The following is a 25231-nucleotide window of genomic DNA, read 5'->3' on the forward strand; positions in this document are numbered from 1 at the left end:
ATGCAAATTACCAGGATACGTTTCACGAAAACATTCAACATCTTAATACTGGCGGCTGTTGCAGCCCTCGCAATCATAGCTCCATCGACCTTTCTTTCGGACTTCAGTCCGGAACAGCAAAGGACGGTGGGGCTGCTTGTGCTTGCGATATATCTCTGGACAATTTCGCCGCTGCCATCCGGTGCTGCAAGCATATTGCTTCTGGCCATGATGATGATACTCGGCCTGGTGGATTCGGTGGAGGGGGCGATGACAGGTTTCCTGTCCCAAGCCCTGTATTTCATCCTCATTCTGACGATACTCGCGAGAGTACTCGTAAAGGCCGGGGTGGACAAGGTCGTCGCTTCACAATTGCTCCGGCTGAATAGAAAAGGTCCCAAAGTTATAGCTGTCGCATTACCGCTCATGATTGCGATACTGCCTGTGCTCATGCCGTCTGCGTTTGCCAGGTTGAAAATGCTGCTTCCGTTCATTGACCGGCTGAACGATACGTTCGGGTTTTCACATCGGAGCATCTTCAGGAAGTATGCAATGTACGTGGTCGGTCTGATGAACCAGAATGGCACGATCATCGTCTATACAGGCGGCGGTTTCCCGGTTCTCGCAGCCCAGCTGCTGAAAGATTACAATGTTGCGGATCTGGGATGGCTGGAATGGTTTCTGATCGTTGCTCCTCCGCTCTGGACAGCATTGTTGCTGGTGAATGTATTTGCATGGAAATATTTGAAACGCACCTATCCGTCGGAAATTCCTGCAGATGGCAAGTATCAACAATCCCGGCCGGAATCGGAATTCGGAACAACTTCTGAAAAGAAGAAGTTCTGGTTCGTAATCATCACCTTCGCCCTGATGATACTCACATGGGCTGTCATAAATAATGATGCTGTACCGACATTGCTGCCACCCATGATTCTACTGGTCATCTATTCACTTCCTAAAGTGGGATTGCTCGGCAATGAGGACATCCGGGCCTTCGACTGGGAGAATTTCCTGCTTCTGGGTGCATCATTTTCAATAGGGATACTGCTGGATCAGAATGGGACGGCCTCCGTAATAGCGGAACAGATGCTGCAGTTCGTGCCTGATGGTTCCGGAATGATTTTCAAAATCATGATCCTCGCACTCATCACTTTCCTGTTCAGAATGATATTCATCGTTCCGTCCTCTGCAATCATCGTGATTTTCCCTGTCATCATCTCCTATGCGGATATGACGGACATACCTGTCATGAGCATCGCATTTCTCGTAATCATGGTTGTTGGCGGGACCAACATATTTCCAATCCACTCACCGACGTCATATTTCGCATTCCAGACAGGTGTACTCAGTAAAAAGGACCATTACATCATCGCTTCGTTCTCCACCTGCATATTCATCATGGCCGCGATTATTGCTGCGGCATCATATTGGATGCTGTGGCAGTAGTGCAGGCGGGATAATTGTTTGAATATTGCTTCAAAATGGACGGGGCATCTTCAATGAACCATGTATTACTGGTATAATGGTTCTTAATTCATCCGGGGAAGTATGATTATTATGAAAAGATTGTTAGATGTAAGTCTTGAAACGAAGATAAACGGCATACTGATCGGGGTGATGAGTCTGATCATCATTTCGCTGTCAGTGTTCTACCTTTACCACTCCGGAAGTGAATACTATGACAATGCCAGAAGGCTTACGCTCCAATCTGCAAAAACCATCTCTTTCATGCCCTCACTGGTCGACGGGGATGATCTGAGCGACAATGAAAAGATCCAGACGCTCACCAACCAGTATATTTTTGAAAATGACATAGATTTTGTCATCGTCAAAAATAAGGAAGGCATCATCATGTCACACCCTGATCCTGAAATGATCGGAACTCATGAACCATTCAGCAATGATGCCCGGGCAAACATATTCGGGGCATATTACACCGAAGAGACGGACAAATATATAGAACCTGCCATTCTGGCTATCGCCCCCATCTACGCTGGTGATGAGGCGAGACAATTGAGCGGTGTAGTGAAAGTCGGCTATTTTGAGAGTAAGATCATCGAAAAAATAATGGCAAAGCTTTCCCAGCTGTCCTTCATTGTCGTGGTATTCATCATTCTCAGTTTCTTCATAAGCAGATGGTTCGGGAAATACATAAAGTCGGAGACCCTCGGCTATGAGCCCAAAGAGATCACAATGATCCTGAAGAACAGGGAGAATATATTCTCTGCTCTGGACGAAGGTATCGTCGGGGCCGATCTATCCGGCAGGATCATCTATCTGAACGGAGCTGCCCGTAAATATCTTGATATCCCGGAATCAGCCGATTGGCATGCACGTAATATACGCAGCTATTTCGGACATGACATGGATTCGGTGCTTCAGGATAGCGCTCCTGGAATCCGCTATTTTGAGACACAGTTGAGCGACAAGGAAATCATAGTCATCATCAATGACCTGTATATAAAAGGGGAGCTTTCAGGCCATGTGATCATATTGAGGGATATGACGGAAATGTCGGAGCTCTCCAATAAGCTCACCATCGTAGAGTCCCTCTTTGACGACCTCCGGGCACAGAGCCATGAGTATAAGAACCGGCTGCATCTGATTTCCGGGTTGCTGGAGATGGAAAAGTATACAGGCATAAGAGAGGTGCTCAACGATGAGATCAACAACCTGGATTCCTACCAGAACAATCTCCATGGCATACAGGAAGACCGGGTCAAAGCGCTTCTGATCGCCAAAATGAATACGGCCGCCGAGAAGCGGGTGAAGTTCAGGGTGGATGAGGAAAGCCGGATGGAGGATATATCCGACAAGGTCACCATCAATGCACTGATTACGATCATCAGCAACCTCATCGATAATGCCTTTGACGCAGTGGCGGGCAGGAAATCATCTGAAATAGAATTTTACACCGGCTGGTTCGACGGCTGGCTGGAAATCGCAGTAAAGGATAACGGCAGTGGGATAAGCGATACGGACAAAGTGTTCAGGAAGGGATATTCGACCAAGAATGGCGGCCCCGGCCGGGGGTACGGTCTCTACAATGTGCGTAATAATGTCGAACTGCTGGGAGGATATATAGATATCAATTCCCGGGAAGGGAAAACCATATTTACTGCCGAAATACCTATGACACAGGAAAGGGGAGAGGATGATGAAGATCCTTATAGTTGAAGATGACTTCAGGATAGGGGAGATGTACAGGGAGTATCTGCTGAAAAATACATGTGCGGAAGAAATATACACTGCTCTTAATGCAACAGAAAGCCTCGGTCTGCTGGAAGAGAAGGACATCGATCTTATGCTGGTCGATGTCTATCTGCCGGATATGCACGGGGACAGATTGATAGAGGAGGTTCTGAAATCACACCCTTATGTGAATTTCATAGCCATCACTGCCAGCCAGGAAAGTGAAAAAGTGAAGAACATGATGCAGCTCGGTGTCCTTTATTATTTAGTGAAGCCTGTGAAGCTGGACAAACTGGGCGAGACGGTAAACGAGTATGCCGCGAGGAACAGGGGGCTGTCAGAATCCGCTGAGATGGATCAGGAGAAGATAGACCGTTATTTTGGCAGAGGGAAGCACATCGAAGAAGATGAACTGCCAAAAGGTATCGACCCGGTGACACTGAAAAAGATAGAAAATGTTTTCTCAGAAGAAGAGGAATGGACCTCCTCGCATCTCGGAGACTATCTTGGAACATCGCGGACGACTGTCAGACGGTATCTTGAGTATTTGAGGAAGTCTGGAAAACTGACTGTCTCACAGGATTTTGGGGATAAGGGCCGGCCTGAAAAAAAGTATAAGAGAATCATGCTGTGAACTTTATGTTCTTTAATGACATAAAGTTCTTTATATTTTTAATTTTGGTAGCGTTTACATAAGCGCTGGCCCTGTTTAATATGGACTCAGGCAATAAAAAGAATATTAGGAATATTTTTAGGGGGATGTAACTATGAAAAGTCGTATGAAGTTTCTTTCCGTAATCATGCTTGCTGTGGTGCTCGTGCTCAGCGCCTGCGGCAATGGTTCTGCTGAATCTGACTATCCGAGTAAAAACGTTGAAATTGTGGCGCCTGCTACACCTGGCGGCGGCTGGGATGCCACAGCTCGTGCTCTGCAGAATGTTCTGGATAAGGAAGGGCTTGTCGAGCAGAACATGAACGTTGTAAACAAACCGGGCGGCGGCGGTGAAGTCGGCTGGCAGTACCTTAAAGGAAAGGACAGCCACTCACTTTCAATCAACTCAAGCCTTGTGATTGCAAATAATCTTCTGGGTCAGAGCGACCTTACATATGAAGATTTCACACCGCTTGCTGTACTCGCTACCGAATGGATTTCGGTTGCAGTACCGTCCGATTCTGACATTGAAGACGGCGTGGATATGCTTGAGAGACTAAAGGAAGATCCGAAGTCACTGAAAATCGCAGTCGGGCCGGCACTCGGCAACAATGATCATCTGTCATTCGTCCGTGTTGCTGATGAATATGGTGTGGATGTATCCCAGCTTGAATTCATGATCTATGAAAGTGGCGGCGATGTATTGACGGCACTTCTCGGCGGTCATGTCGACGTAGCGACACTTTCCATTTCAGAATCACTGGAACAGCATCTGAGCGGCAACCTTGACATTATTGCAACCACTGCTGATGAACCGATTCCGGAAGATGAAAGCATTGAGTCATGGCAGGATCAGGGAATTGACTTCACTTTCCCACATTGGAGAGGCATCATGGGACCGCCTGATATGACCGAGGAAGAAATTGCATACTGGGATGAAACTTTCAGCGAAATGGTTGAAAGCGAGGAGTGGCAGAAAGTCCTCGATAACAACGGCTGGCAGGACTACTACATGAACAGCGAGGAGACGAAAGCGTTCCTGGATGAGCAGAACGAAATGTATGAAGACCTTATGAAAACTGCAGGTCTGACTGAATAACATATCAAAATACGGAAAAAGTGGGTGGAGATCATCAGATTCATAGTACCTTCAATCATACTGTTAATTTCCGTAATCTATCTGATACTCACATTCAATCTGCCTGAATCGAAAGTAGGAAACCCTACAGCAGCGATGAATTATCCGCTGCTGATAGGATTTTCCCTTTTAGGATTGTCCATTCTCTACATCCTGTCAGAGATCAAGGACAGGAAGAAAATCTTTGATGCATATAAGATTTTTTCGGACAGGGAACTGACAATCAAGGTAATCATTGTGCTGGTATTATGTTTAGGTTACACATTCATATTTGAACGCATCGGCTTTTTAATTTCTACAATATTATTTTTAGGCGCATTACTATTCTTGATAAACGGAAGACGCAAATGGTTGATGAATATTATCGTGACAATCCTGTTTTCATTCATTTCATGGTATACATTCGCGGAACTGTTAAGCGTCAGTCTGCCATAGGGAGGTATATCGATGGGAGTAGATTGGAATAGTTTCTTAGAAGGATTCACCACAGCCATGAGCTTTCAGAACCTGATATTCATCATCATCGGGGGTCTTCTCGGGACAGTTGTCGGCATGCTTCCGGGATTGGGCCCGGCCACAGCCGTCGCTGTCCTCATTCCGATAACCTTCGGCATGGACTCGACGAGTGCTCTTATTCTGCTGGGAGCCATCTATTACGGTGCGATGTACGGTGGGTCCAGAAGTTCGATCCTGATCAATACCCCGGGTGACGGCTCGGCAATTGCAGCGACGTTCGACGGCTATCCGATGACAAGGAAAGGCCAGGCGGGACAGGCGCTGACGCTGGCGACCCTGGCTTCACTGATCGGTGGTTTTGTTGCCATCATAGGCTTTGTATTCCTTGCCAAGCCACTTGCAGGCTTCGCACTGCAGTTCGGTCCGGCGGAATATTTCTTCCTGCTTGTCTTCACGCTTTCAGCAGTCGTGTCGCTGTCCAAAGGGAATATGATCAAGGGGTTCGTCTCAATGGTTCTCGGTCTGCTGATCACTACTATTGGCGTGGATTCACAGTCAGGCGTCTACCGTTACACATTTGACATTCCGCATCTGAGTGAAGGAATCGATTTTCTCGTTGTCATTATCGGTATCTATGCTGTCGGTGAAGTACTTTATAATATACTTCTCATCAAGGATGAAGATCAGCGTATTAAGGATGATGTAGGGAAGACATGGATTACGAAAGAACAGTGGACGCGCTCGTTCTGGCCGATGATCCGTCAGGCGCCGGTTGGTTTCCTGGTGGGAATACTCCCGGGAGCGGGCGGTTCAATCGCATCTATGATCAGCTACTCCACTGAACAGCAGCTTTCTAAAAAGAGTGATGAATTCGGAAAAGGAGCGCCGGAAGGGGTCGCAGCACCGGAATCATCCAATAACGCAGCGGCTGTTGGTGCATTCATACCGTTGCTCACGATGGGTATCCCGGGTTCCGGGACTACCGCAGTAATACTCGGTGCACTGATCATGCTCGGGCTGCAGCCGGGTCCGATGCTGTTCCAGAATCAGCCTGATGTTGCATGGACATTCATCAACAGCCTGTTCATCGGTAACATAGTGCTTGTCATCATGAACATTCTTCTCATCGGATTCCTGATCAAAATACTGAAGACACCGCCGCATATATTGTATCCGATCATACTCGTGCTCGCATTCATTGGGACATATACTCTAGGATACAGCATCATCGATTTCTTCATACTGGTCATCTTCGGTATCATTGGGCTGTTCATGAAGATACTGAACATTCCGACTGCGCCGTTGATTCTGGCAGTGATCATCGGTCACCAGATGGAGCAGAACTACAGGATGGCGAGTGTGAGCTACGACGGTCTGTGGGCAATGATAACGGCGTCACCTATAGCGATACTCTTTGCTGTATTGACAGTGGCATCCGTTTTCCTGCCGGCATTCTTCAGCCGATTGTCCAGGGTGAAATTCGATAATAAAGGATGATGAAAAATGACATGGATAGTGGCACAGCCGAAAAGCCAGCAGCAGCTGGCTTCCGGCTTCATGGAAAAAGTAAAGGAAAATAGCGCATTACCCATAGTAGGAGCTCATGATGGCATGAGCTCCCTTTTGGCAGAAAGGACAGGTTTTGAAGTAATCTATCTCTCAGGCGGTGCACTGTCTGCAAGCAAAGGTATCCCGGATATCGGACTTTTGACACTTGAAGATGTTGCGGGACGGGCGCGTGAAATCGTCCGTGCATCGAACATGCCGTTGCTGGTCGATGTTGATAATGGATTCGGGGAACCTCTGAACGTGGCGCTGATGGCCCGTGAAATGGTCGAGGCCCGCGTGGCTGCTGTGCAGATCGAAGATCAGCAGATTCCGAAGAAATGCGGGCATCTGAACGGTAAAAGGCTGATACCGGAGGCCGATATGGTCAAAAAGATCCAGATGATCAAGGAGACGGCGCCGACCTTGAAAATCGTTGCACGGTCGGACGCCTATGCCATAGAAGGGATGGAAGGCATGGTCCGGAGACTGCAATCATATATAGATGCAGGCGCGGATATTGTGTTTCCCGAGGCAATGCAGTCAATTGAAGATTTCCGTCATGTGAGGACAGAGATAGATATACCTGTACTTGCAAATATGACTGAATTCGGCAAGACGGATTATATTGATATGGCGACATTTTCTGAGATAGGAATCAATCTGGTGATTTTCCCTGTAACTTCACTCAGGGCGGCTGCATATAATGTGGAAGAGGTATATAAAGTGATCCATGAAGCGGGTACCCAGAAATCTATGCTGGATAAGCTGCAGACCCGCAAAAAATTGTATGAAATTCTGAGGCTGCATGAGTACGAAGAAATGGACTCCAAAATCGATCGTACAGTACTGCCGGATGATCAGGAGGAGAACAGATGAAGTATGATGATGTGATTGAGGAGATCTCCGGTTATGTCACCGAAGATAGGACTTTCAGTGCGGATACTTTGGATATTGCACTGCTGATCTTGAAAGACAGTATGGGATGCATGATCAAATCATTGGATAACCCGCAGTGTCAAAAGATGCTCGGTCCCGTGGAAGCGGGCGGTTTCCGTGAGGACGGCATGCCGATCCCCGGTATCAGCGGGCCGCTCGGGCTTTTGGATGCCAGCTGGAACATCGGGATGCTCATACGGTGGCTGGATTATAATGACTGCTTTTTAGCGGAGGAGTGGGGGCATCCGTCCGATAATCTCGGCGGCATCCTTGCCGCATCATATCACGTCTCCTCCAGAGGTACGAAAGTGACGGTGATGGACGTGCTTCAATCGATGGTCAAGGCGCATGAAATACAGGGTGTCCTTTCGCTTTCCAACAGCCTTAACCGAGCCGGATACGATCATGTGTTTTTCGTCAAAATTGCCACATCGGCCGTCGTGTCAGAAATTTTCGGCGGAGATGCGGAAAAAGTGAAAAGTACAGTAAGTAATGCATTCACTGACGGAGCGCCCCTCCGCATATACAGGCATGCGCCGAACGTAACCACCCGGAAATCCTGGGCGGCGGGTGATGCGACGATGAGGGGTGTGCGACTGGCTTTGCTGACTGATAAATTGAGCGAAGGCTATCCGAATGTGCTGAGTGAACCGGACTGGGGATTCAATGAAAATATGATGGGCGGCAATGCCATCACCCTGCCACGAAAATTGGATGATTATGTAGTGAACAACATTTTGTTCAAGGCGGACTTCCCAGCGGAATTCCACGGCCAGACAGCAGCAGAGGCGGCGATGGCACTGCACAGGGAATACCGGGATAAACTCGGGCTCATCCGGGAAATACGGGTTGCCACACATGAATCGGCAGTGCGAATCATCGCCGGTAAGGTGGAACTGAAGAATCCTTCGGACAGAGATCATTCCCTGGAATATATCATTGCTGTGAGCCTTTTGAACGGGGGCCTGAAGACAGAGTATTATGCAGACAGCTATCATGACAGCCATCCGGAGATCGATCATCTCATGAGCAGGATGATTGTCAAAGAGGATGAACAGTATTCAAAAGATTACCTGGACCCGGCGAAAAGAGCCGTTTCGAATGCGGTCCGGCTGATTTTTGAAGATGGACAGGAATCTGAAAAAGTGGAAGTGGAATATCCCATCGGACACAGGTTCAGACGGAATGAGGTCATCCCGATCATTGACAGGAAATTTGAAAACAATCTCGGCAGCCACTTCGGCGAAGATAAGATAAGACAGATTAAAAACATTTTTGAGGATACTGATTCCCTGATGAAAATGGATATATGTGATTTCATGCATGAGTTTCAGTAATCAGGGAAAAGTGTTACTGACACAAAATGACCGCCAACGGCATTAGCCGTCGGCGGTCATTCATTTTGCAAGATGAGCAATGTTGTTATAAAATGTTAAAATAGGTACATGTCGCTAAATTTCCAGTCCGTGTCATGGACTGGCTGTTTTTATACAGGAAGATTTATGAGGAGGAGACAAATTGATCATAGCGATCATAATACTATTTTTCACTTCTTTCTTCTTTTCAGGAAGTGAAACGGCCCTGACGGCCGTCAATACGATGAAACTCCGCACAAAAGCGGAAAATGGAGATACCGGGGCGCAAAAACTGCTTGCCCTTACTTCAAAACCGAGTGAATTCATAACGACAATACTGATCGGCAATAATATAGCGAACATACTGCTTCCGACTCTCGTGACTGCAATGGCAATCGATTACGGTATCAGTGTTGCGGTCGCTTCGGCTTCACTGACGATTTCCATCATCGTTCTGGCGGAAGTGATACCGAAATCGGTGGCAGCAACATTCCCGGAGCGGGTAGCCCTCACGGTGCGTCCGGTAATTTCGTTTTTCGTAGTCATATTCAAGCCAATAACAATCGTGCTGAACTGGCTGACGGATACGATTACCAGGGTACTTTCAAAAGGGGAGATTGAGAAATCGTCGGTTTCAAAGGATGAACTCAGGACAATTGTGGATATCGCCGATTCCGAAGGTGTATTTGCGAAGCATGAATCATACAGGATACGCGGCGTGCTGGATTTCCGTGAACTGAATGTCAAGGATGTCCTCACTACCCCGCGGACAGAGATAGAAGCTCTTTCAAAAAATGCGGAATATGAGGAAGTTCGTGATTTCGTCATTGATCAGATGTATACCCGTTATCCGGTTTACAATAAGGATATGGATGACATCATCGGTGTGTTCCATTCGAAGTATCTGCTGCAATGGTCCACCGATCCAAAAAGACCGCTGATGGAATATTGTGATGATGATCCGATCATCATCCACGAGTTCCAGTCCGTGGAGTATGTTCTGAGGAAAATGACGAAAGAACGCCGTCACATGGCCATCGTCATAGATGAATTCGGCGGCACAGAAGGAATTCTGACCCATGAAGATATCATCGAGGCGATGCTCGGATTCGAGATAGAAGACGAAACGGATCTTAGGAATGACCCGCTCGTCGAATCCATGTCAGAAGTGGAGATCGTCTGCGACGGCAAGATTACACTGCACAGGCTGAATTCGATTTTCCGTACCGGTATTCCGGAGGAAGAAGACACACTGTCAGGCTACCTTTTCAAGGAATTCAACGATTTTCCTGAAGCGGGGGATACTCTGACAGAGGAGGGTCTTGTGTTCAAGGTGGTTGAAATGGAAGACCAGATGATACGTAAAGTCCATATCATGAAGACAGACGAAGAAGAATAGTGTGCAACATAAGAGCACAGGGCCAGCTTCCATGAGGATGGCCCTGTGCTTTTTTATCGATCATTCTTTTACTCTGAGCAGTCTCATACCGTTCAATGCCACTATGAGTGTTGCTCCGATATCCGACAGTATCGCAATCCATAAAGTCAGCCAGCCCGGAATGACGAGCAGCAGCGCAATCAGCTTTATGACCAGTGAGAACGTGATGTTGGCTTTGATGATACGGAGTGTCCGTCTGCTCAAGTCCACTGTAAACGGCAGCAGCCTGATGTCATTCCCCATCAGTGCGGCATCAGCGGTTTCAAGGGCTGTATCGGTGCCTTTCCCCATGGCGATGCCTACGTCTGCCGTGGCCAGTGCAGGCGCATCATTTATGCCGTCGCCGACCATTGCCACCCTATCTTCCACTTTCATTGTTTTGACTGCATCAAGTTTATCTTCGGGCATGAGTTCAGCAAACACTTCATCAATGCCGATTGATTTTGCAATGGCTCCCGCCGACCTTTGATTGTCACCCGTGAGCATAGCAGTACTCACACCCATACCGTGCAGTTTTTCAACAGCTTCTCTGCTGGAATCCCTCAGCTGATCCATCACTGCAAACAGGCAGACTACATGCCCGTCTTCTTTCATTATCATGACGGTCTTGCCATCCGCCTGATAACGTGCGGCATCTTCAAACTTTTCCGGCTTTCCTATCGTATATGTTCTGCCATCTATGCATCCGGTGACGCCTGTACCTGTCTCAGACATGAAATCCTCAATGTTGAGTGTGGTATGATCAATGTTTTCTGATTCCGCATATTCCAGTATCGAAGAGGCGAGAGGATGCCCGGACCTTGATTCCAGGGCGGCGGCGATGGCAAGGGTGGTCTCCTTTTCTACATTTTCATATGTCACGAAATCTGTGACATGCGGATGTCCTTCTGTCAGGGTGCCCGTCTTATCAAATGCGATTGTCCTGCTCTGGCCGATTTTCTCAAGGTAGACACCGCCTTTGATGAGGACGCCTTTGTTCGCAGCATTTCCGATGGCCGATACAATGGCGATCGGGGTCGATATGACCAGGGCGCAGGGACAGCCCACGACCAGGACCGCAAGGCCCTGGTAGACCCAGACGGCCCACTGGGCATCGAAGAACAGCGGCGGTGCGACTGCCACGAGCAGGGCGGCGGCCATGATGGCAGGTGTATAATATTTTGCGAACTGATCAACGAAATGCTGTGCAGGTGCCCGTTTTCCTTGTGCTTCTTCGACAAGGCGGATGATTTTTGAGAGCGTGGTATCCTCATTGTGTTTCGTGACTTCTACTTCAAGGTAGCCGGAACCGTTCAGTGTGCCTGCAAAGACTTCATCCCCTGCGAGTTTCATAACAGGCAGTGATTCCCCCGTAATGGCGGCCTGGTTGATGTCGGTGGAACCGTATCTGATGATGCCGTCCATGGAAAGTTTGTCACCGGGTTTGATGATAACAATGTCTCCGATCTCCACTTCTTCTACAGGAACACTTTTTGTCCCCGAAGCTGTTTTGATGACTGCCGTGTCTGGTGCAAGATCCATCAATGAGCGGATGGATGCCCGGGCCTTTTCCATTGAATACCTTTCGAGTGATTCACTCACTGCAAACAAAACGACGACGACCGCAGCCTCCGGCCACTCCCCGATCAGTGCAGCCCCGATGACAGCAATGGTCATGAGTGTCTTCATATCAAAACGGAGCTTTGCAAGGTTGCCAAACCCCGTCAGGAACATACGGTGTCCGCCGGTGAGGATCGACACGAGGAAGAGTCCTGTCGTGGTCCAAGTCTGTCCGCTGCCTGCAATAACCAGGGCGAAGCCTGCCAGCATGAAGAGTGACGAAATCAATACTTTGCGGTGTTTTTGAAGAAACGGCGGCTTTTTTGGTTCCGGCTGGTTTCTATCCACCACTTTAAGATTTTCAAAAGCTCCTGCTTTTTCTATCTGCTGCACACTGGCATCCCCGGTGATTGTTATTTGTGAAGCACCGAAGTTGACCGATGCATCTTCGACACTGCTGATATCTCTCACATTTTGTTCGAATGTTTTGGCGCAGTTGGCACAGGAAAAACCGTCAATCCGGTATGTCTTCTGTTCATTTTGCATTACCGTTCAACTCCTCCTGGTGTATGAATGCCATATCAACGATCTGTCTGATATGATCGTCATCCAGGGAGTAGTAGACCATCTTACCCATTTTCCTGGATTTTGTGATTCCCTGCCTGCTGAGGCTCCTGAGATGGTGGGAGGCGGATGCCGTGCTCACTTCCATTATGTTGGCGAGGTCACAGACGCAAAGCTCATCTTCTATACTTAAAGCCCGGACAATCCGGGACCGGTTGATATCGCCGAGCGCCTTGAATATGGCTGCAACGTTGGATACGGCATCTGCATCTATGAATTCTTTCGCATGATTCACTTTTTCTGTATCGACACTTTCCACTTCACACATGTGTTTTGTCTCTGTCATGAGATACACCTCATTCAAATGTAAGTTTGAATATGATTGTATAATAAAACGCTCCAACAATCAAATGAACGTTTGAATGTATTTTGTGATAGGATTGATTATGAAAATCCGCAGAAGAGGGGATATGGAATATGAAGATAGCAACGATCGGTACGGGGTTCATAGTAGAGCGCTTTCTGGATGCAGTGGGGCAGGTCGAAGGTGTGGAGTGCTACGGTGTTTATTCGAGAACTGGGGAAAAGGCCCGTAAGCTTGCTGATGAATTCGGGATAGTTATGACTTTTACGGATATGGATAGGATGATGGAGGACACGAACTACGATACGGTCTATGTGGCTTCGCCGAACAGCCTGCATTACGATTATGTAAAGCGGGCGCTTGAGAATGGCAAGCATGTCATCTGCGAGAAGCCATTCACATCGACACTCAGGGAACTGGAGGAACTGATCGCCCTGAGCAAAAAAAGGGGGCTGTTTCTGTTTGAGGCGATTACGACCATCCATCTTCCCCATTTCAAAAAGATAAGGGAGAACCTCGGGAAAATCGGCGAGCTCAAAGTCGCCCAGTCGAACTACTCACAATACTCCAGCCGCTATGATAAGCTGAAGGCGGGGGAGAGTCCGAACGTTTTCAATCTTGAATTTTCAGGCGGTGCACTTTCCGATCTCAATATTTACAACCTCCATTTCATGATCGGTCTGTTCGGAGGGCCGAAAGAAATATCCTATGTGCCGAACAGACATGCAAATGGCGTTGATACATCGGGGGTCAGCGTCCTGGATTATGAGGGGTTTTTCGCCACATGCGTCGGTTCCAAGGACACTGCATCTGAAAACTTCGTGCTGCTTCAGGGCGACGAGGGGTATATCCATGTCAAGGGGGCGGCCAACACGATAGACTCTATCGAAATCCATGCCGGCGAGGAAAACGAGACTATTGATCTCGGGCAGAACCCGAACAATATGGTTGCGGAGCTTGAAGCATTCGTGAAGATTTTTGAAGCCGGGGACGGCAATGAAGCATTGAAGCTGCTTGATCATTCAGCGACAGTGATGAAATTCCTGGAAGCCGCCCGAAAAAGTGCAGGCATATTGTATCCTGCAGATGAAAAATAAGGAATTGCAAACACCCCGGCTCGATTGAGTCGGGGTGTTGCTTTACGGAATCACATGTCCCGCCGCTTTATAGATGCTGTACCATTCTTCTTTTGAAAGGTTTACATCGTCCGCTTTCGCAATTTCCGTAAGACGTTCGGTGTTTGTCGTACCGATGATGGTCTGCATGCCGGCCGGATGCCGCAGTATCCACGCCACCGCCGCTGCACTTTTAGATATGCCGTGGGCTTCGCCGATTGTTTCGAGCTTTTCATTGAGGACCTTATACTTCGGGTCTTCGGGGAAGATGCCGTCAAAATAGCCGTAATGGAACGGGGACCATGCCTGCAGCGTCACATCATTGAGACGCACATAATCCAGGAGACCGCCGTCCCTGTCGGCTGCTCCTGCGAAAGGGGTGTTGGCCTGCAGCCCGCTGCTGATGATTTTCGGCTCTGCCGGCCCGAACTGCATCTGGTTCGTGATCAGTTTCTGATCGGTGTATTTCTGTACATAATCGAACTGGGGGGCATTGAAATTGCTCAGGCCAAAATGCCTCACTTTTCCCGATTGTTCCAGCCGGCCGAACGCTTCCGCAATCTCTTCGGGTTCCATCAGAGTGTCCGGTCTGTGGAGCATGAGCAGGTCGAGGTAATCGGTGCCGAGGCGTTGGAGGATCCCGTCGACGGAATCGATGATATGTTCTCGGGATAAGTCATAGTATTCAATATCCTCTCCCGCCGTATGGCCGTACCTTATGCCGCATTTGCTCTGCAGAATAATATCCTCCCGCTGCAGCTCTTCTTTCAGGATTTTACCGAACTTCGTCTCGCATTCTCCTTTTCCGTAGATGTCCGCATGGTCGAAGTTGTTGATGCCAAGATCCAAAGCTGTACGCAGGTGCTCAGACAGCGACCGGTCATCCATCTGGTTGATGCGCATGCATCCCAGAACGATGCGGGAGGCCGAAAGTTCCGAACCATCTAAATTTATCTGTTCCATCTATATCACCTCAAATATGATAATACCATAGTACACGGCAGCTGCAGTATCGATAAACGAATGGATGCAGGTAGGCGATTGATAATTGTTTCATGATTCACCACTTTGCCTTATAATGAATATAAAAACCTGAGGTAGCAATATGAAATATTCACACATCATACTGGGATTTCTCATCGCTTTGTCGCGCTTTCTGTATAAAGAGGACAAGGACATCGTCACGACACGCTATGTGTACAAATCGGACAGGGTGCCCTATGCATTTGACGGCTACAGGATCATCCAGGTTTCCGATTTCCATAATGCGAGGTTCGGCAGGCGTTCAAGAGACCTTCTGGAGAAAATAAAAGAAGCGGATGGTGACGTGATATTCGTCACCGGTGATATCATCGACCGCCGTACCCCTTATTTGAAGCGGTCGATCCGCTTCATCGATCAGCTGACTGAAATACTGCCGACATATTATGTGACGGGAAACCACGAAGCCCATTACAAACATTTTGAAAAGCTCGAACGTGCGATTGGAGAATCGGATATGAAGAACATCAGCCGGACGGATGACCGGCTGTATATCGGTAATGAGTACATCCATCTGCTGGGTCTCGAAGACCTCTGGTTCTATGGTGATGAAGAGGACCCGATGATCATGGACCGGTTTGAAATGTCACTCAGGGAGAGGCTGCAGGACAAAGATGACAGACTGACCCTGCTGATGTCCCACAGACCGGATCAGATCGATCTGTACAGCAGGTTTCCGATCGATCTTGTGTTCACCGGCCATGCACACGGCGGACAGATCAGACTGCCCTTTGTCAAAGGGCTCTACGCACCGCACCAGGGAATATTGCCGAAATATACTGAAGGGGTCCATACGAAAAATGGTACGAGTGTCGTAATCAGCAGGGGGCTCGGCAACAGCAGGTTCCCGTTCAGGGTGTTCAACCATCCTGAAATCGTCATAGTGGATCTCGAACGTGAAGCGAATCTATAGAAATAAAACAGTACATCGGGACGATGCCATCGTCCCGATGTACTGTTTTTTTAATCGTAGAATATCATGTCAGGTGTGTCTTCTTTTGTGATGGTTTCCGTTTTCTGCAAATACTGTTCCATCTTACCGAAGTCGACTTCCGCACCGATTCCCGGCTCGTGGCTGACTTCGACAACACCGTTCTCTGCGGTCACTTCCGGCGTAATGATGTCCTCATGCCAGTATCTGCTGGATGATGCAGTATCCCCCGGCAGTGTGAAGTTGCCGAGGGTAGTGATGGCGATGTTGTGAAGGCGTCCGACGCCTGCTTCCAGCATGCCGCCGCACCACAGAGGAATGTGATGCTTCTGGGCGAGGTCATGGATCTTCTTCGACTGTGTGAGTCCGCCGACGCGTCCGACTTTGACATTGATGATCCGGCAGCTGCCGAGCTCTATCGCCCCTCTTGCCGCTTCATAGGAATCGATGCTCTCATCCAGGCATACAGGTGTTTTCAGCTGTCGCTGCAATTTTGCATGATCGATGAGGTCGCCTGCTGCCAGTGGCTGTTCTATCATCATGAGCTTGAACTGATCCAGTGCCTTGAGTGTGTCGATATCATCAAGCGTATAGGCAGAATTCGCATCCACCATCAGAGGGATGTCCTTGAATTTCCCGCGGATCGTGCGGATCATTTCAACGTCGCGGCCGGGTTTGATTTTGACCTTGATGCGCTTGTATCCTTCATCGACTTTTTCAGCAATCCTTTCAAGCAGCAGCTCGTCGGTTTCCTCGAGGCCGAGGGAGACACCGACATCAACATTCTCCTTGACCCCGCCGAGCAGTTTTGACAGGGGAATATCATGCTGTTTCGCGTAGAGATCCCACACCGCGCCTTCAATGCCGGCCTTTGCCATATTGTTGCGTTTGAACGGTTTGAACAGTTCCCACACATCGTCGGGATGCTTTATCTCATTCTGAAGCAGCAGCGGTGCGAAGTATTTTTTCATCGCAATGAGGGAGGCATCCATGAATTCCTCGGAATAGAGTGGATCTTCTCCGGAAACACATTCACCGAATCCTGAAAGGCCATTTTCATCAACAGCTTCAATGATCGTGATGAAACGGTCCTGCTGAGTCCCGAAGCTCGTTGTGAACGGATGCTTCATATTCATCATGAGCTGATGGAGTTTTATCTCTTTAATGTTCATAATTTACGTCCTCCTTATACTGGTCCCCAATTTATAGCTACAAGTATGATTATATAGATAATTCCAAGAATATACCATATTCCTACAAGCGGCAGGGCGAATTTAATCCATTTAGTGTAGGGGACCCCTGCAATCGCAAGGTTCGCCATCAGGACACCGGAGAGCGGCGTAATTATGTTGGTGAAGCCGTCGCCCATCGTATAGGCCTGTACGGCAATCTGTCTCGGGAATCCCATGATATCCGCAAGGGGTGACATGATCGGCATGACGATGGCTGCCTGGCCGCTCCCTGAAGTGACTATGAGGTTGAACAGTCCGTTTCCGATGAACAGCATGATTGCGCCCATGGTGCTGGTGAACGGCTCTGTTACGACCGCCATGAAGTTGACCACCGTATCAAGGATCATGCCGTTTTCCAGTATGACCACGATGGAGCGGGCCATACCGATGATGAGCGCGCCATACAGGACGGAGTTTGCCCCCTGCATGAATGTCGTCACCATGTCGTTGACATGGATCCGTCCGATAATGGCAGTTGCCACCATGACCACAAGGAAGACAGCAGCCATTTCCTCAAGGTTCCATTCGGCAGTGAAAACCCCGGTTACATAGGCCCCGATGCCAATAAGGAGTGCCAGCAGCACCAGTATGTGTTTCGGTTTCATTTCCTGTCTGCCGAGTTCCGAGCCGTCATTCGAATCCTTCGGGAATGGGTTGTCTTTCAGAATACCGCGGGAAGGGTCTTTCTTGATGCGGTTCGCATACCATATGACATATGCCATCGTTGCGATCAATGTGATTGTGTACATAACAACACGTACACCCGCCCCTGAGAATAGAGGGACTTCCGCAATCTGCTGGGCAAAACCGATTGTGAGCGGGTCGAGTATCGCCACGGCAAATCCGGTATAGGCGCCCAGATATATTATGGACACACCGATGATGGCATCCATCTTCATTGATCTGGCCAGAATGATGCCGAGCGGGATGAATGCGATGACGGCATTGACGATGATACCAAGTGTGCCGAAAATCGAGAAGATGATCATGACAAGCATGATGAGCATCCATTCCTTATTCCTGGTGATGCGTATGATCTTGGTCACGAGGGCATCGATGGCACCTGTCTTTTCGATGACCGCAAATACTCCTCCGATGATCAGCACCAGGAATATCAGGTTGGAAGTGCTGATCAGACCATCCACGATGGCGGAGAATATATCAAGGAAACCGGCAGGGTTGGAATCAATGACGCTGTAGGTGTCGGGGACGATGACATCAATCCCTTCGGATGATTCCTCGGTCTCGAATTCACCCGCCGGTATTATGTATGTGGCGGCGGCTGCGAGTACAAGAAAAACAAACAGGATGATGTAGGCATCGGGCAGACGCATTCCTTTTTTCTTCCTGTTCTCAATTCTTTCTTCCTGTCCATTCTTCTCTTCAGTCAATATGTATTCCTCCCTGTTTGAATTTTCATGTAATTAGTAATATATTATAAAGAAGACTGGATTGTTATTCAATAAATCGTATGAGAAGGAGCCCATTGAAATGATAGAAGAAAAAATGAAGCAGGTTTTTGAACATATGCATGCGAACCCCGAACTGAGCAATGAAGAGTACAGGACGACGGACTACATATATGATTTCCTGGAAAGTGAAGGGTTCAAACCTGTCAGATTCAAAAATATCACCGGCCTTTATTGTGATATGGGGAATTTTGATCCCGGCACTACTGTAATCGGCGTCCGGGCGGACATCGATGCGCTCTGGCAGGAGGTGGACGGTGTCCAGCAGGCGAACCATTCGTGCGGACATGATGCACACACGTCCATGGTGATCGGTACGATGCTCAAGTTGAAAGGGCATGAAAAACTGGAATCCGCGGGCGTGCGCTTCATCTTCCAGCCGGCTGAGGAAGTGGGGACCGGGGCGCTCTCCGTCGCGGATGAGGGTGTGATCGAAAGGATGGATTACTTCATCGGCGTACATCTGAGGCCTGAGGAGGAAGCCCTGAGTGGTGTGGCCTCCCCCAGCATCGAACATGGCGCGGCTTCTTCCCTGGAGTTCAGGATCGTCGGAGATGATGCGCATGGCGCGCGTCCGCACCTGAACCATAACGCCATCGAAGTGGGCACGGATATCGTGGGCATGCTGTCCAAAATCCATATCAATCCGACAGTGCCCTCCTCTGTTAAGATGACGCGTTTCCTCTCGGGCGGAAAATCCCTGAATATCATCCCGGGGAGTGCCGAATGCGGCATAGACATGAGGTCCCAGACGAACGAACAGATGGAGAAGCTGAAGGACCGTGTATCCGATATCCTCGAAAACATAGAGAAGCTGTACGACGTCTCCATCGAAGACGTCAATTACTCCGGCATCGTGGCGAGCGAGAGCCATCAGGACGCCATCGGACTGCTCAGAAAATCGATTGTGGATGTGCTCGGGGAGGAAAGATGCATCGATCCGATCATTACGAGCGGCGGGGACGACTTCCATTTCTATACGGTGAAATATCCGGAATTGAAAGGGGCGATGCTTGGTCTCGGATGCGGATTGAAGCCGGGGCTGCACCACCCTTACATGACATTCGACCACGATGCGCTCAAGAACGGCACAGACATCCTGTACCAGGCTGTTTTGAACGTGGAATAAAGAACTTCAAAAAGGAGGCCGGTCAATGTATAAATACTTCCTGGCAATGTTCTTATCCTCCCTGCTCGCCGGCTGCGCCGGTGGAGATACCAAAGAGACAGGAGGAACAGACGGGGGCGGGGGAGCACAGCCTGAGTCAGTGGCTGAAAACCTCTCAGCACCCTGGATGATTGAGAAGATTGAAGACAGCTTCTATATATCCGGCAGAAACGGTGGACTGACCCGTGTCACAGCCGAAGGGAAAGAAGAGCAGACGGTGGACCTTTCGGAGCCGGTCGACGGGGAAAGTGAAGGCGGACAGCTCGGTTTCGTGCTGCATCCTGAGAATCCGGACAAAGGATTCCTGTATTACAGCTACCAGGACGGCGGTGCAAAGAACCGGGTGGTGGGACTCGCGAGGGACGGGGATACATGGAATGAATCAAACGTCATTGTGGAGGACATTCCCGGCGGACGCGTCCATAACGGCGGCAGGCTGGAAATCGGGCCGGATGGATATCTGTATATCACGACCGGTGATGCAGGGGACGAAGAAGCAAGCCAGGACACCGGCAGCCTGGCAGGAAAGATATTGCGAATGAACCTGGACGGTACTGTACCTCGGGATAATCCGTTCGGCAATGAGGTGTACAGTTACGGCCACCGTAATCCGCAGGGGGTCGCCTGGGACGGGGACGGCAATATGTATGCCGCGGAACACGGTGCAAGCGCCCATGATGAAATCAACAGGATAGAGGCCGGGAACAACTACGGCTGGCCGGAGATAGAGGGCGATGAAGAGGCAGATGGCATGGAAACGCCCCTCCATCATACCGGCGAGGAGACGTGGGCGCCTTCCGGCATGGCCTATCACGAAGGCAGCCTGTATATCGCCGCGCTCAGAGGTGAGCGCATCATCTCCTTCGATGTGGAAACGGGCGGGGTGGAGACGTTTTATGACGAAGGGAGCCGTTTCCGTGATGTATATATAGAAGGGGATACACTGTACGCCATCACGAACAACACCGATGGAAGGGGACAGCCGGAAGCGGATGATGACCGCCTCCTGGAATTCGATCTGGAATAATCAAAAAGGCGCCGCCGTGATATCACGGCGGCGCCTTTTGGCATGCTACATTCTGTTGTCATAATCCGTATCTCTGTCTGTCTCTGCTTCGTCATGCCTTTCAGCAGTTGCTTCAAAATCCCTGACCACAGGATCCGACAGTTCTGATGCAAGCCTGCGGCTGTAGAGGAAGAGGATGACGATGGCTGCGATGCCTGCTGTGATGATATTGAGCAATGCAAGCAGCACCGCCACTCCCGTACTTCTGGAGTAGGCTTTGAATATGCCTAAAAATGCGATGGATTCCATGATGATGTACGAAATGGCGATATCACCGATGGATAGTCCCGTGATGTAGACGATGATGCCGGCGATGGCAAATATTAGTCCGATGGTCTTCGGGTTGAACTGACCTTTTTGGATCAGATTGCCGTCGTACATCTGACCGCCGAGATAGAAGGTGCCGAAAGGCAGGAAGCCAAGAATCGGCAGGTCGAGATTTTTTGCATCGGCCACCTGGTACAGGAAGAACCCCTGCAGCAGCCATTTGATGATTCCGAGCAGGAAGAGAAACAGGAGCAGCAGTATACCGATGATGGCAAGTCCTGCGAAAAGACCGAACAGTTCCATTTTCTAACACATCCTTTAGTGGGATTATAGCACAGCCCAACGATGCTTTAAAACAAAAAGCAGGCACCCGTTATGTCGGATGCCTGCCTGCTTATCAGCCGTATCTCCGCTGATTTATCCTGTTATGACGTTCAGCTGCACGATAGGCGTTGATGATGCCGTACAGCCATACAATCGGCAGGAATAGATAACCTATCAGTATTACAGTCAAAGCACCGTTTACAAGCTGTATCAGCATCAGGATGATGCCTTTGAAAATCTCACCGTTATAGATCTGGCCGAGACCTGTGATGAAAAAGCTGAGTACAGCGGCTAAGCCTGAACTTTTCTGTCGCATTGATTCACTCCTCATTTCTGTGTTTATTATACCCTTCAGTCTTCGTCTTTAAACCTGTCTTCACGCTCTTTGCCGCCGGGCATCCTGAACGGCCACCAGTTTCCGCGGCGGAAGGTGATGACGAATGCCGGCACGAGGAGCGGCAGTACGATGAATGCATAGAACAAGAGGGCGAATATGATGATGCTTGCGACCTGGATCAGTATGATCATTCCGGAAGGCAGAAGTGCTGCAAATGTTCCGGACAGTATGATGACAGCTGTGATGACGGTGACACCCATGCGCCTGATCGAATGCTCTATTGCATCCCTGATGCTTTTATCTGCCAGCTCCTCCCTGAAGCGGTCGATGATGAATATCGAGTAGTCTATGCCGAGGGCGGCGAATATGATCAGGCTGAAGAACGGCACGGCCCAGTTGAGATCTCCGATGCCGAGCAGTCCGAGCAGCCATTGTGTGATGGTGAGGGACGCAAAATACGTGACGAATATGGATCCGATCATCGTAACCGGCAGGATCAGCGATCTGAATATGACAGCGAGTATGACGAACAGTGTCGCAATGAATATCGTGACTACGCGCGTGTAGTCGTCCGTTGAAATTTCATCAAGGTCACGGTTCATGCTGGTGACGCCTGAGAAGTAGGCGGTCGTATCTTCACGTCCGAGCCTCTGAAGTTCATTGTTGACGGTGCTTTCGATATCATCGAGCACGTTCATGGACTCGTGTGAGTAAGGGTCCACATCTAGGACAACGTTCATTCTGAGCGCTTTATCATCGCCGAATGAGTACTGGTCGACTGCATCGTCGACACCGTCTGTTTCAAGGAATTCCTCCGGTACGTGGATGCCTGTCTGATCGACGGCTTCGTTATCATTGATATTGCCGAGCAGTGTCTGCACTTCCTCGAGGCCACCCTGAATTTCATCGATGCCCGCTGTGGCATCTTCGAGGCCGGTGCTGAGTTCCTCCATCTGTGCGGAGGCGGCTTCCTGCTGCTGTGTCATCTGCTCATTGGCTGCGGCAACCTGTTCTGACATGGTGCTGAGTCCCTGCTGGACCTGTCCGAGCTGCTGGGAGGCGCCCTGGACATCACCGGTTTGGGCCATATAGGTGCTGATCTGGTTGATGCTTGTGTTGATATCGTCTATGCCCTGATTGAGTTCGCTCAGGTCCCCTCCGGGCATCTCACTGCCGGCTATGCCTTCAGACGCCTCGGTGAGGCCGTCCGAAATCTCGGCAAGGCCCTCAGTCATATCATCCATGCCGCTGTTGGCCTGTTCAAGCTGGTTGCGGACGAGGAAATCATCGATGACCTCGCCCGAAGGCCGCGTCAGCGTCTGTACTTCTTTGACACCGTCGATGTTGCTTACCGTTGAAGCAACAGCTTCCAGCCTGGACATGCTTTGTGATGTCAGAAGGTCACCGCCGTTTGAAATGATGACTTCCACGGGGAAGAGCTGTCCTTCATCGAAGTTTTCACTTACGACATTGGTCGCATGGACTGCGGAATATGAATCATCCAGTTCCTCGAGGGAATCATAGTTCACTTCATCATTGTAGAAGAACGCAACGGCAATCAGTATGGCAATGACTGTGAATATAATGCGGGTCGGATACTTCAGTGAGAAGATGCCGAGCGGCGTCCACAGCTTACTTTCATTGAATTCTGATTTTTTGATGTTCGGCCAGAAAATATAACGGCCTAGAAGCTGCATGAGTATCGGCAGCACTGTAAACAGTGACAGCAGCAGGAATACTATGCCGATCGCCACACCGACTGCCGAACGGTATATTTCAAAATTGGCGAAGTAGAGGACACCGAATACGATTGCCCCGGAAAGTCCGCTGATGAATACGGTCTTGCCGCCTGTTTTGAATGTGCGGAGCACGGATTCATATTTATCATGGAACTGCAGCTCTTCCTTGAAGCGGTTGAGCAGCAGTATACAGTAGTCGGTTCCGATGCCGAACAGTATGACGATCAGGAAACTCTGTGTCTGCGGCGAGACCGGAAAGCCGAACCACTCGACGAACCATCCGACGAATGACTGGCCGATCAGGTAGGACAGGCCGACAACAGCTACAGGTACAAGCGGCGTTACCACTGAACGGAACATGACCAGGAGCACTGCTATGACAATGATGACTGTGAAGATTTCAGTGGACTGGATGCCTTCCATCGCGTCCTGTTCCACGGTGTTCTGTATCAGTTCGTTTGAGGTCATCGATGTTTTGGCGTCAGTTGAATTCAGATTTTCGACTTCGGCAGACACGTCGCTGATTTCATTGACAGGCCCGGTGTATTCCATCGGGATCAGTATGACGCCGTTTTCATCATTGATGAAATTTGTCTGCATTTCTTCAGCAAAATCGAACGGATTGACGATATTGTCAACACCGTCGATACTGCCGATTTCTTCTATATAGTCATTGATGTCGGATTCGTTCTCGCTTACATTGCCCTCGAACTCAAGGACAAGCGACATCATTTCATTATCTTCCCCGTATTCCTCGAGGAATACACGGGCCTGTTCGCTTGGCTGCTCATCAGACAGCTGGACATCGCCTTTTTCAGTGGCAAGCTGGGTCAGGTTGGGGGAGATGAGGAAAGTGACGGCAGCAAACAGTATCATCAGCACTGTCACCGGCCATTTGAATTTAAGAATGTACTTCATTTTGATTGCCTCCAGGTATGTATTTCAGGATTGTCAGTGTTGCGGTATACAGTCTGTCCGTCTCGTCTTTTGACAGACTGCCGAGATCCGACCGGATCCTCTCCAGAATGTTATCCAGAAATTCTTCGAGAAGGGTTTTTGCATCCTCCGTCATGAATACGAGCTTCGAACGCTTGTCATTGATGAGCGTATTCTCTTTGACGGTGACGAGTTTTTTATGCTCCAGCTTTTTGACAGTATGGGTGACTGCACTTTTTTGTACATTCAGCGCTTCTGCCAGTTCCGACGGCGTCGCAGATCCGCTCAGATAGATGTGCTGGATGATATTCATCTGGGTTCTGGAAATGTGGCGGATGGTGATTGAGTCGGTGACTTCGGTAAAGACTTCCGTGTATCCATAGCCGTAAATATCGCGCAGGTTCTCTATGATCTTCAGTTTTTTATCCATTTTGGACAGGACCTC

Annotated in this window: 22 protein-coding genes; 13 read left to right on the forward strand and 9 right to left on the reverse strand. The window is 49.2% G+C overall.

Going from position 1 to position 25231, the window contains the following annotated elements; translation table 11 throughout:
• The 9 genes from WN59_RS05555 to WN59_RS05595 all read left to right on the forward strand — a co-directional run bounded on the left by WN59_RS05555 (position 1) and on the right by WN59_RS05595 (position 10655).
• Positions 1-1425 (forward strand): SLC13 family permease, encoded by a 1425-nt coding sequence (locus WN59_RS05555; RefSeq protein WP_046513895.1) that lies wholly within the window; start codon positions 1-3, stop codon positions 1423-1425.
• A 111-nt stretch (positions 1426-1536) separates the two neighbouring features.
• Complete coding sequence (locus WN59_RS05560) at positions 1537-3156, forward strand: ATP-binding protein (RefSeq protein WP_046513898.1); 1620 nt, start codon at positions 1537-1539, stop codon at positions 3154-3156.
• Entirely contained in the window at positions 3137-3805 is a 669-nt protein-coding gene (locus WN59_RS05565; RefSeq protein ID WP_052747289.1) for a response regulator, read from the forward strand. The genes WN59_RS05560 and WN59_RS05565 overlap by 20 nt, the downstream gene beginning before the upstream one ends.
• Before the next feature lie 133 nt (positions 3806-3938).
• Entirely contained in the window at positions 3939-4922 is a 984-nt protein-coding gene (locus tag WN59_RS05570) for a Bug family tripartite tricarboxylate transporter substrate binding protein (protein ID WP_197073392.1), read from the forward strand.
• 24 nt (positions 4923-4946) lie between these two features.
• Entirely contained in the window at positions 4947-5396 is a 450-nt protein-coding gene (locus tag WN59_RS05575) for a tripartite tricarboxylate transporter TctB family protein (protein WP_052747292.1), read from the forward strand.
• A gap of 12 nt (positions 5397-5408) precedes the next feature.
• The gene (locus tag WN59_RS05580) at positions 5409-6914 is read left to right on the forward strand and encodes a tripartite tricarboxylate transporter permease (protein ID WP_046513907.1); all 1506 of its coding nucleotides are present in this window, start codon (positions 5409-5411) and stop codon (positions 6912-6914) included.
• A gap of 6 nt (positions 6915-6920) precedes the next feature.
• Entirely contained in the window at positions 6921-7841 is a 921-nt protein-coding gene (prpB, locus tag WN59_RS05585) for a methylisocitrate lyase (RefSeq protein WP_046513910.1), read from the forward strand.
• Positions 7838-9238, forward strand: coding sequence for a bifunctional 2-methylcitrate dehydratase/aconitate hydratase (locus WN59_RS05590; protein WP_046513913.1), 1401 nt, complete (start codon positions 7838-7840; stop codon positions 9236-9238). The genes prpB and WN59_RS05590 overlap by 4 nt, the downstream gene beginning before the upstream one ends.
• Before the next feature lie 181 nt (positions 9239-9419).
• A complete protein-coding gene (locus tag WN59_RS05595) occupies positions 9420-10655 on the forward strand; it encodes a hemolysin family protein (RefSeq protein ID WP_046513917.1) in 1236 nt (411 codons plus the stop codon).
• Positions 10656-10715: 60 nt separating this feature from the next.
• Here the strand turns inward: WN59_RS05595 and WN59_RS05600 are convergent, their stop codons facing one another.
• Both WN59_RS05600 and WN59_RS05605 read right to left on the reverse strand, forming a co-directional pair.
• On the reverse strand, positions 10716-12779 hold the full coding sequence (locus WN59_RS05600; RefSeq protein WP_046513920.1) for a heavy metal translocating P-type ATPase: 2064 nt from the start codon (positions 12777-12779) through the stop codon (positions 10716-10718).
• Entirely contained in the window at positions 12769-13143 is a 375-nt protein-coding gene (locus WN59_RS05605) for an ArsR/SmtB family transcription factor (protein WP_046513923.1), read from the reverse strand. Before WN59_RS05605 ends, WN59_RS05600 begins: the two co-directional genes overlap by 11 nt.
• A 131-nt stretch (positions 13144-13274) precedes the next feature.
• On the opposite strand from WN59_RS05605, the gene WN59_RS05610 reads away from it, so the two are divergent.
• Entirely contained in the window at positions 13275-14258 is a 984-nt protein-coding gene (locus tag WN59_RS05610) for a Gfo/Idh/MocA family protein (RefSeq protein WP_046513927.1), read from the forward strand.
• A 42-nt stretch (positions 14259-14300) separates the two neighbouring features.
• Here WN59_RS05610 and WN59_RS05615 read toward each other — a convergent pair whose 3' ends face one another.
• Positions 14301-15239, reverse strand: coding sequence for an aldo/keto reductase (locus WN59_RS05615; RefSeq protein WP_046513931.1), 939 nt, complete (start codon positions 15237-15239; stop codon positions 14301-14303).
• 142 nt (positions 15240-15381) lie between these two features.
• Between WN59_RS05615 and WN59_RS05620 the strand changes: the two genes are divergently transcribed.
• Positions 15382-16230 carry a metallophosphoesterase gene (locus tag WN59_RS05620; RefSeq protein ID WP_046513936.1) on the forward strand — a complete coding sequence of 283 codons (849 nt, stop codon included), beginning with the start codon at positions 15382-15384 and terminating at the stop codon, positions 16228-16230.
• A 50-nt stretch (positions 16231-16280) separates the two neighbouring features.
• Here WN59_RS05620 and menC read toward each other — a convergent pair whose 3' ends face one another.
• Positions 16281-17420, reverse strand: a complete 1140-nt coding sequence (gene menC, locus WN59_RS05625; RefSeq protein WP_046513939.1) for an o-succinylbenzoate synthase — start codon at positions 17418-17420, stop codon at positions 16281-16283.
• Positions 17421-17434: 14 nt separating this feature from the next.
• Complete coding sequence (locus WN59_RS05630) at positions 17435-18871, reverse strand: YfcC family protein (protein ID WP_052747294.1); 1437 nt, start codon at positions 18869-18871, stop codon at positions 17435-17437.
• A gap of 100 nt (positions 18872-18971) precedes the next feature.
• Between WN59_RS05630 and WN59_RS05635 the strand changes: the two genes are divergently transcribed.
• Together WN59_RS05635 and WN59_RS05640 are read left to right on the forward strand one after the other, a co-directional pair.
• Positions 18972-20078 carry an amidohydrolase gene (locus WN59_RS05635; protein ID WP_046513943.1) on the forward strand — a complete coding sequence of 369 codons (1107 nt, stop codon included), beginning with the start codon at positions 18972-18974 and terminating at the stop codon, positions 20076-20078.
• 25 nt (positions 20079-20103) lie between these two features.
• On the forward strand, positions 20104-21144 hold the full coding sequence (locus WN59_RS05640; protein ID WP_046513947.1) for a PQQ-dependent sugar dehydrogenase: 1041 nt from the start codon (positions 20104-20106) through the stop codon (positions 21142-21144).
• Positions 21145-21189: 45 nt separating this feature from the next.
• Here the strand turns inward: WN59_RS05640 and WN59_RS05645 are convergent, their stop codons facing one another.
• The 4 genes from WN59_RS05645 to WN59_RS05660 all read right to left on the reverse strand — a co-directional run bounded on the left by WN59_RS05645 (position 21190) and on the right by WN59_RS05660 (position 25216).
• Entirely contained in the window at positions 21190-21753 is a 564-nt protein-coding gene (locus WN59_RS05645; protein WP_046513950.1) for a hypothetical protein, read from the reverse strand.
• A gap of 94 nt (positions 21754-21847) precedes the next feature.
• Entirely contained in the window at positions 21848-22090 is a 243-nt protein-coding gene (locus WN59_RS05650; RefSeq protein ID WP_046513953.1) for a hypothetical protein, read from the reverse strand.
• Positions 22091-22125: 35 nt separating this feature from the next.
• The gene (locus WN59_RS05655; RefSeq protein WP_046513957.1) at positions 22126-24768 is read right to left on the reverse strand and encodes an MMPL family transporter; all 2643 of its coding nucleotides are present in this window, start codon (positions 24766-24768) and stop codon (positions 22126-22128) included.
• Positions 24752-25216 (reverse strand): MarR family winged helix-turn-helix transcriptional regulator, encoded by a 465-nt coding sequence (locus WN59_RS05660; protein WP_046513960.1) that lies wholly within the window; start codon positions 25214-25216, stop codon positions 24752-24754. Before WN59_RS05660 ends, WN59_RS05655 begins: the two co-directional genes overlap by 17 nt.
• Positions 25217-25231 lie beyond the last annotated feature (15 nt).

This window comes from Salinicoccus sediminis, assembly GCF_000986795.1.
Lineage (GTDB): Bacteria > Bacillota > Bacilli > Staphylococcales > Salinicoccaceae > Salinicoccus > Salinicoccus sediminis.